This is a genomic window from Lactovum miscens, assembly GCF_014202895.1.
Taxonomy (GTDB): Bacteria; Bacillota; Bacilli; order Lactobacillales; family Streptococcaceae; genus Lactovum; species Lactovum miscens.
Window position 1 is genome coordinate 1 of record NZ_JACHHV010000046.1, and the last position, 8,195, is coordinate 8,195.

7 protein-coding genes are annotated in these 8,195 nt (G+C 35.2%); 1 reads left to right on the forward strand and 6 read right to left on the reverse strand.

Translation table 11 applies throughout. From position 1 onward, the window contains the following. Positions 1-251: 251 nt before the first annotated feature. Positions 252-1,721: a cardiolipin synthase gene (cls, locus tag HNQ37_RS08035; protein WP_183541124.1), complete on the reverse strand. Its 1,470-nt coding sequence runs from the start codon at positions 1,719-1,721 to the stop codon at positions 252-254. Positions 1,722-1,903: 182 nt separating this feature from the next. Between cls and HNQ37_RS08040 the strand changes: the two genes are divergently transcribed. Next, on the forward strand, positions 1,904-2,566 hold the full coding sequence (locus HNQ37_RS08040) for a GIY-YIG nuclease family protein (protein ID WP_183541126.1): 663 nt from the start codon (positions 1,904-1,906) through the stop codon (positions 2,564-2,566). 669 nt (positions 2,567-3,235) lie between these two features. Here HNQ37_RS08040 and rplS read toward each other — a convergent pair. The 5 genes from rplS to HNQ37_RS08065 all read right to left on the reverse strand — a co-directional run bounded on the left by rplS (position 3,236) and on the right by HNQ37_RS08065 (position 7,710). Then, positions 3,236-3,583: a 50S ribosomal protein L19 gene (gene rplS, locus HNQ37_RS08045; protein ID WP_183541129.1), complete on the reverse strand. Its 348-nt coding sequence runs from the start codon at positions 3,581-3,583 to the stop codon at positions 3,236-3,238. A gap of 177 nt (positions 3,584-3,760) precedes the next feature. Next, a complete protein-coding gene (mscL, locus tag HNQ37_RS08050; RefSeq protein ID WP_183541132.1) occupies positions 3,761-4,132 on the reverse strand; it encodes a large-conductance mechanosensitive channel protein MscL in 372 nt (123 codons plus the stop codon). A gap of 126 nt (positions 4,133-4,258) precedes the next feature. Beyond that, positions 4,259-6,151, reverse strand: a complete 1,893-nt coding sequence (mnmG, locus tag HNQ37_RS08055; RefSeq protein ID WP_183541134.1) for a tRNA uridine-5-carboxymethylaminomethyl(34) synthesis enzyme MnmG — start codon at positions 6,149-6,151, stop codon at positions 4,259-4,261. A 124-nt stretch (positions 6,152-6,275) separates the two neighbouring features. Then, the gene (locus HNQ37_RS08060) at positions 6,276-6,983 is read right to left on the reverse strand and encodes an NAD-dependent protein deacylase (protein ID WP_183541137.1); all 708 of its coding nucleotides are present in this window, start codon (positions 6,981-6,983) and stop codon (positions 6,276-6,278) included. A 73-nt stretch (positions 6,984-7,056) separates the two neighbouring features. Further along, positions 7,057-7,710 carry a redox-sensing transcriptional repressor Rex gene (locus tag HNQ37_RS08065; protein WP_183541140.1) on the reverse strand — a complete coding sequence of 218 codons (654 nt, stop codon included), beginning with the start codon at positions 7,708-7,710 and terminating at the stop codon, positions 7,057-7,059. Positions 7,711-8,195: the final 485 nt, after the last annotated feature.

Below are 8,195 nucleotides of genomic sequence, written 5' to 3' on the forward strand. Positions count from 1 at the left end.
CCTTTTCTACTTTTTGTTCTTGCAAACTCAAGTATAAGAGATTCAGGTGTTTTTTTCTTGCTTCAGGTGGCTAAACTAATTTTACAATTTGCCAATTTTAAATTATATAAATCACTTGTTTTAATATTTGCCTTAAATTAAATTTTAAAATTTAATGAAAATGCACAATAAGTCTTGCTATCAATTTCTTACATTCATAAACTAAAAGAAACCGACTCTCGTCAATTCCCATAAATTCATTATTAAAATCTTTAAAGTAAAGGACTTATTAATCGGGCGATGCCTTCTTTGAAGCGAATATAATAGCTTCTTTGAGCGTAACGCTCAATCGTTAATTGTTGTGATTTCTTCAGATCATTCATAAAATCATTGCGTAGTCTTTGTGAGAATGCCCAATCATAAATTAACATATTTCCTTCAAAATCAAGCTGGAAACTTCGATTATCAAAATTTGCCGACCCAACGGATGAATGCGAGCCATCGATTATAAGACTTTTGGCATGAATGAACCCATCTTCATAAGTGTAAACATCAGCTCCATATTTCACCAAGCTGGCTGCATAATAATATGTTGCCCAATAAACTAAAGGGTGGTCAGGCTTATTAGGAATTAATAACTTTACCTTGACCCCTGACATAAGTGCCAATTTAAGGGCATCATGAACTGGCTGATCAGGGATATAATAAGGTGTTTGAATTAGAATCTCATTGTGCGCAGCATTAATCATCTTAATGTAACTGTATTTTACCTGTTGTTTAAGCTCGTCGGGCCCAGAAGTAACAAACTGAGTCACTACATTCTCCCCTTGAATTGATGGTGGGTAATAATTTTGATCAATATTCTTAATCTCATCACGATGCTGTGAATTCCAATCCATTACAAATCGATCTTGTAAACTGTAAACAATATCACCTGTAAGACGTAAATGAGTATCTCGCCAATACCCAAACTTCTTTGTAATGGTGACGTATTCGTCTCCAACATTAAAACCACCCGTATAGGCAATTAAACCGTCTACAACAACTATTTTACGATGAAGGCGATAGTTAAATCGCGGATTTAGCTGAGAAATAAAGGAGGGGAAGAACCGAGCCACTTTTCCTCCACTTTCAATTAATTCTTTAAAGTCTTTTTTTGAGCTCTCGTGTGAACCCCAGGCATCAATCAAAAGGCGAATTTCAACCCCTCTCTTGGAAGCCGCTAAAAGTTCCTGATAGATCTCTTTTCCAAGATTATCAAAACGAAAAATATAATATTCCATATGGATATGATGTTTGGCTTGTTTCATATCCTCAATTAAGTGATTAAATTTCTCACGGCCATCAACATAAAGGTCAATTCCCGTATTTGTAGAAATTACAGCCTTTTCTTCAACAAAAAGCATATGAATGAGCTGACCAATTCCATAATTCTCAGTAATTCGAGCTAAAAGTCTTGGTTCATCGAGTAATTCCTCAGTTACCGCCAATTCTTTTTTATAACTTGGACGAAGCTCATCTCGCAATTTAAAAATTTTACGATGTGAAATTCCACGGCCAACTAAAAGATAGAGAATAAAGCCAAAAATTGGAAAAACATTTACCACAAAAAGCCACGACCATGTTGAGGTCGTATTTTTACGTTCACGAAAAATAATAACACAAGATAAAATGATATTTATTGCTACAATAATTGTTTCGTATATAACTACTTCAAGAGGTGCTGAAAAATTTATTCGCATAACTTAATTCTATCAGAATTTTATAACTTTAACTTGATAAAAATTTAACTAAATTATTATAAGCTTTAGGCGTAGATTATTTATTTTTATCTTTGATTTCTAGCATACCAAATTTTTAATTGGTAAATGTTGACATTTTTTTCATTGAGAGTAAAATTATAATAAAAATTCTAGAGGATACAATGGTCGAAAAAGGATATGTGTACGCATTGGAAAATAAATCTTTTCCTGGCATGATTAAAATTGGGCAAACTAAAAATTTGCATAAAAGATTAAAGCAATTCAATGATACTGGTATACCAACAAGCAATCCTACACTCCTCCTCTTTGCATATCATCTTGATAACTACACCAAAGCTGAGAGACTTCTTCATCAAGTTTTCACTGATAAGCGAGATAGTTTCAATAAAGAATGGTTCAAGGTTAGTTTTAATCAAGTAAAGGCTGCATTTTCTCTTCTTTCTTTGAGTGATGATAATCAGCTTGTCCATCCATTTGAATATAATTCAAAAATTTCAAAACAAGTAATTGAAGTTCATGATCGTAAAATCGGTACTAGACCAAATCGGACTTTTGAATATTTAAATATTCCAATTGGTGGCAAACTTACCTTTAAAGAGAATCCTTACCTTATTGCTAGGGTAACAGATAAGAAAAATAAAGTTATCTGTCCATGTTGTAAGACAGAGCAATCTCTTTCTAGGGCTGCCATCTGCTGTTATGATCACACTCACAAGATTCCAGATGTGGAAAAGGGGAGAGACCGAAATGGTTTTGCATGGTTTTCTTATAATGGTTTGCTGTTAGACAAGATTAAACCAATGGTTAATGCAGAATTAGTTTAAAAAGTTTTTCGAAATAACTTGCACTTATTATCGGATACTTTTAGATACTTTGCATTGAATTCACTTTTAAATTTCACCTAAAAGATAATACTAATTTCTTATATTGAATAAATATACAGTATTGAATTGGACTTTTTTAGTTTATTTTGTTCTTTATTACTTGATATTATAATGTTTAACCCAATCAAATCATTTAAGTTAAAGACATTAAAAATTGAAAATACGATCGTAATAAATTTTTCTTTAGTCGCATAAAATTTTTCAATTACCGAATTATCCTGATGATTTCATTTACAACTCGTGAATTGGAAAAGACAGCATTCTTTAATTAAAACCATATTTTGATGAACATAAGCTTTCCTTGACCTTTGTGAAAGGCACTTTGAAGTGAATAAGCAGATTTTATTTATATCTTTTGATCGAATGCACACTGATAAATTAATTTGTTGGAAAGTCCTCTTTCTGTGTTTACATTTTGTAACTTCCAAGCCCATCAAGGTTACCTTGAAATACTTGTTTTATTAATTTACATAGTAATTTATCAATAATAAAACTACTATTATCTGAATATTTACTGCAGATTATGGTGAGAACTACATTAAATTTTGTTTTTTTGGAACAAATCATTTTAAAACTGTCATTAAAAAAAGACTCCATAGAGTCTCAAATTTACTTGCGTGCTGCTTCTTTGATACGAGCTGCTTTACCTTGAAGATTCCGAAGATAATACAATTTCGCACGACGGACAGCTCCGCGACGAGTTACTTCAATCTTTTCCACACGTGGAGTATGTAATGGGAAAATTCGCTCTACTCCCACACCGCTGGATATTTTGCGAACTGTATAAGTTTCTGAGATACCAGATCCTTGACGAGCAATAACAACTCCTTCAAAAATTTGGATACGCTCGCGAGTGCCTTCAACTACTTTGGCATGGACTTTAACAGTATCTCCAGGACGAAATTCAGGCAGGTCTGAACGGAGTTGTGATGCATTGATGGAATCGATAAGATTCATTTTTTCTCCTCTTGCTTATCTTGTAGCTCTTACTCTCGAGGTTTGCCTCACTGGCTCAGCGGATAAACAGTTTTTATTCGTGCGACAAAGCACGATTCTAATTTTATCAGAATTGAGTATTTTTTGCAAGTTTAAATTTCTTTTAGAGTTTAAAAAATTCAAAAAAATAAACTATTTTTAGCCCTCTTTTAAGAGGTCCCGAATTTCACGAAGTGTTTCAAGTTCCTCATTAATCGGAACAGGTACTTCTTCAACTGGTTTTTTAGGAAAGAGTTTATTCACAACTTTTATAAGAAGGAATATAACAAAGGCAGTAATCACAAAGTTAATAACGTCATTTAAGAAGGCACCGTAGGTGAATCTTGCTTTTCCTACCATTACATAGAGCTTTGAAAGTGAAGTGTTTTGAACAAAAATACCTATTAGTGGGTTAATCAAGTTGTTTACTAATGATTTGACAACAGCAGTGAGCGCACCACCAATAATTACTGCGACTGCGAGATCAAGAACACTGCCACGCAAAATAAAATTTTTAAATTCTTTTAACATATACCCTCCTTTTATATTTAATTATAACAAAAGTCTGATTAAAAGTTAAAATAAATTGTTTATATTTTTCAATAAACAACTTATTCCAAAAGAAAAAAGTTACTACTAAGAGCAACCTTTTCAAATTTATTTGATTTTTCCTTTTCTCAATGATTCCAAATAAATCATCAAGATAGAAATGTCTGCAGGATTAACACCTGAAATACGAGAAGCTTGCCCAAGAGTTTCAGGATTTATCTTTTTAAACATTTCACGTGCTTCGGTCGCAATACTATCAAGAACATCCCAATCCATACTTTCAGGAATTTTTCGATCTTCAAGACGGTGCATTTTTTCGACTTGCGCACGAGATTTTTCGATGTAACCTTCGTAGATGGTTTCTGTTTCAATCAAGTCAATAATCCCTCTGTCAATTTTCAATTCAGGCTTGCCAATAAATTCGCAAGTTAAGTCATAGTTGACTTCAGGGCGTTTCATAAAATCACGTGCGCTAACAGCATCGCTCAATGGAGCGAACCCTTTTGCTCCAAGCATGGCATTGGTCTCAGGAGTTGGCTTAAGCTTAGAATTTTTGAGTCGAGCCATCTCTGTTTCATAAATATGTTTTTTGTTTTTAAAAATTTTCCAGCGATCATCCTTAACCAAGCCAACCTTGCGACCTATTTCAGTTAAGCGCATATCCGCATTGTCATGACGAAGAATGAGACGATATTCTGCGCGAGACGTCAAAAGACGATACGGCTCGATGACGCCTTTGGTGACTAGATCATCAATCATAACACCAATATACGCATCCGAACGACGAAGAATGAGTTCTTCTTTACCCTGAACTTTGAGAGCTGCATTCATCCCTGCTAAGAGCCCTTGCCCCGCTGCTTCCTCATACCCCGAAGTCCCATTAGTTTGACCAGCCGTAAAAAGGCCCAAAATCTTTTTTGTCTCCAAAGTTGGGCGAAGCTGATGAGGAAGAATCATGTCGTACTCTATTGCATAACCTGGGCGCATAATTTCAGCATTTTCAAGTCCTTTGATAGAATGAACTAAATCAAACTGAACATCTTCAGGAAGACTTGTTGAAAGACCCTGGATATAAACTTCATCTGTGTTACGACCTTCCGGTTCCAAGAAAAGTTGATGGCGTTCTTTATCCTCAAAGCGAACAATCTTTGTTTCAATTGATGGACAGTAACGAGGACCAACTGTTGTAATAAAACCATTAAACAACGGCGCACGGTCAAGATTTTGACGAATTATATCGTGACTTGTCATATTAGTATAAGTCAACCAGCATGGAATCTGATCATAGTTATAATCTTCATCTCTACTCATAAAGCTAAAGGCACGAGGGACATCATCGCCAGGTTGAATTTCTGTTTTGCTATAGTCTATGGTTGATCCTAGCACACGAGGAGGTGTTCCAGTCTTGAAACGTTCAATCTCAAAGCCAAGATCACGTAAATTATCAGCCAATCCCACTGAGGCAATTGTATTATTTGGACCAGAGCTATATTTAAGCTCACCAATAATGATTTCGCCACGAAGTGATGTACCTGTTGTCAAAACAACCGCCTCAGCAGAATAAGTTAGACCAGTTTCTGTCTTAACCCCGAGAATCTTGCCCTCTTTAACAATAAGCTCTTTGACCATTCCTTGACGAAGGACTAGATTTTCTTGTTGTTCGATTGTCTTCTTCATCTCTTGGCTATAGAGATCCTTGTCAGCTTGAGCACGAAGTGCACGTACAGCTGGACCTTTACCTGTGTTAAGCATTTTCATTTGGATCGAAGTCTTATCAATGTTACGTCCCATTTCGCCACCGAGAGCATCAATCTCACGAACCACAATTCCTTTAGCTGAACCACCAACAGAAGGATTACAAGGCATGAATGCTACCATATTTAAGCTTATAGTCAAAAGCATAGTCTTGCTTCCCATGCGAGCAGAGGCAAGAGCGGCTTCAACACCTGCGTGACCTGCACCAACAACAATGACATCAAAATTTTCTCTAAAGTTATACATTTTTCCCAATTCTCCAACAAAAAAATAAAGCTACGTGAAAATCATTCATCTTTAAAGAAATAAATGATTTTCCCGAGCTTTGACTTTCGGTTAATATTAAGGACATTTTAACGCAAAATTTATATTATATCAACTCAAAAACCTCAACCGCGTCACCTATGAAGCTCGCAGTTTGATTTAAGGAAACAAGTGGCGTTTTATTAACCGTATAAATTTTAGCATAAGGATTGGCATAATCAATTAGGGAAGCAAAAGGGTATACTTGAAAGGTCGTTCCGACGATAGCAATACTATCTGCTTTCTGTAAGGCAACTACTGCTTGCTTAATATTTTTGGGATTTATTGCCTCATCATAAAGAACAACATCTGGCCGGACTAACCCTCCGCATTCTCTATGGCGGTAACTTTCCAAAAATTCTTTAGTGCAAACAGCAGCGCCGCACTTTTCACAATGACAGGTCAATATTGTACCATGAAATTCGACAAGCCTTTTACTTCCAGCCTTTAGGTGGAGACCATCAATATTTTGAGTCACAACTGTCACTTGACGAGTTTCATCCTTCTCTAATTCAGACATCTTCTGATGAATTATATTGGTTTTTGCTTCCGGGTGATAAAGTTGCTTAATAAACTTGTAAAAATTATCAGTATCATAAAGCAAGGCCTTGTGTGATAATAGATATTCAGCCTGTTTCAGACCAGACTGGGTGTAAATACCCTTCATTGAGCGATAGTCTGGGATTCCAGAAACTGTTGAAACACCGGCTCCAGTCATAAACACGATATTTTTTGAAGCTCTGATGAGCTCCGCCATCTCTTTTGCACTTGTCATAGCCTTATTATAGCTCAAAATACTATCTTAGAATGAAAAAGGCCACTAGTTCTGCGGCCTTATTATATCCTTATCAAAGTTGACTAGCATTATTCATGAAGAAGATTAGAGTCTGAAGTTCCTTCGTCAAGTCAATTGACTGAACCACAATATTATCAGGAACTTGTAAGTAAACAGGTGTAAAGTTTAAAATACCTTTAATCCCGGTATTTACCAAAATATTTGCCACATCTTGAGAGTGTACAGTATCAACAGACAAAATCGCCGTTTCGATATCTGAATCACAAAGTCGTTGTGCGAGCTCACCAATATTGTAAATAGGAATTCCTGATTCAGACTTTGTACCAACCAAAGGATTACTTGGTAGGTCAAAAGCCATCGCAATGTGAAGCTTGTTGCGTCGTTGGAAAGGATAGTTAAGAAGGGCACGTCCAAGATTACCTACACCAATAAGAGCAATATTAGTTGAAACTTCATTACCCAATAAATTAGCAAAAAAATCACGTAAAGAAAGGCTGTCATAGCCATAACCACGGCGACCTAGCTCACCAAAGAGTGAGAAGTCACGGCGAACGGTTGCTGAATCGACACCAATTTTTTCAGAAATTTCACGCGAATTGGTACGCATGATTTTATCATCAACTAATTTTTTAAATAAGCGGTAGTACTGTGGGAGTCGCTTTACAGTGGCTTTAGGCAAATCACTATAAGTTTCTTTTTCTGGCATCTTGATAAACCTCTGTCTATGTCCTGAAATTTGATGTAACTTGAGATGTGAAGTTTTTAATATGAAATCCTTACAAATTAACAACTATCATAGCTTGTGATAATTATAACAAAACTTTGTGAACTTTGTCAATTTGACGAACTTTTAATTTTTGTTTTCATCATCAAATGAAATGATAAGTAATAAGGAAAAATGGATGGGTTACTTTTTGGGTTAAAAGGTTTTTCAAATCCAACTTTTCATCTGATGGTAAACTCAAACTCGATGTAATCTGTATACTTTTCGATTCAAATTTAATTTTTACTCTTGCTTAGTATAGTTTTTCAATCGGAAATGAAATTTTCGAAATTACATTTATTTATTTGTCTTTAAAAGTTGATGTAGATATATTTTGGCAAATTGCAAATTTAATTTAGCCACCCCGATACATCTGAAGTGGTGTCTGATACTTGAACATTTTTCTTGGATATTGATTCATCCAAGTC

Coding starts and splice junctions, on each gene's coding strand:
- cls (WP_183541124.1), bottom strand. CDS start 1,721: ATGCGAATAAATTTTTCAGCACCTCTTGAAGTAGTTATATACGAAACA.
- HNQ37_RS08040 (WP_183541126.1), top strand. CDS start 1,904: ATGGTCGAAAAAGGATATGTGTACGCATTGGAAAATAAATCTTTTCCT.
- rplS (WP_183541129.1), bottom strand. CDS start 3,583: ATGAATCTTATCGATTCCATCAATGCATCACAACTCCGTTCAGACCTG.
- mscL (WP_183541132.1), bottom strand. CDS start 4,132: ATGTTAAAAGAATTTAAAAATTTTATTTTGCGTGGCAGTGTTCTTGAT.
- mnmG (WP_183541134.1), bottom strand. CDS start 6,151: ATGTATAACTTTAGAGAAAATTTTGATGTCATTGTTGTTGGTGCAGGT.
- HNQ37_RS08060 (WP_183541137.1), bottom strand. CDS start 6,983: ATGACAAGTGCAAAAGAGATGGCGGAGCTCATCAGAGCTTCAAAAAAT.
- HNQ37_RS08065 (WP_183541140.1), bottom strand. CDS start 7,710: ATGCCAGAAAAAGAAACTTATAGTGATTTGCCTAAAGCCACTGTAAAG.